Source organism: Leptospira ilyithenensis, from assembly GCF_004771005.1.
Taxonomy (GTDB): Bacteria; Spirochaetota; Leptospiria; order Leptospirales; family Leptospiraceae; genus Leptospira_A; species Leptospira_A ilyithenensis.
The window spans coordinates 1-450 of record NZ_RQHV01000025.1; the positions used below are offsets into that span (position 1 = coordinate 1).

Here is a 450-nt window from a genome sequence, read left to right on the forward strand (position 1 = left end):
CACCGGTTCCTATGATGCCTCCGGACAGTTTGTTCACGGCGTTAAAACTCTTTGCATACATATTCTCTATCGAACGAAGTGGATTACTCATAGACATAGTATTCGCACGGGCCTTAACTTGCTTTTCTTGCATCTTTCCACGCATAAAGCTCATGATGTCGGAAACAAACGCAATCTGATCTTCACTTCCCCCTGTAGCCCGGATAAATGCTCCCGCCAAACTAGAATTAATCTGATCCTCAATTTTTCCTTTAATGGAAGACTTAATCCCCGCCACACCACCGGAAATATAAGCCATAATCATATCTTTGATAAATGAATCCGCAGACTCAGCAGCAATCTTCGCTTCCTGGAATTTCTTCTCGTTTCTTTCTTTTACCGCAGATATATCGTTTGCCGCCGAAGATATTCTCTTAACATCACCCGCAAGACCCACATCATAGAAATTCT

At 42.7% G+C, this 450-nt stretch carries 1 protein-coding gene; it reads right to left on the bottom strand.

All coding sequences use genetic code 11. The features are described 5' to 3' along the window. Positions 1-450, bottom strand: a 450-nt coding sequence (locus EHS11_RS19755; protein ID WP_167884333.1) for a hypothetical protein, incomplete at both ends; no start/stop codon positions are given.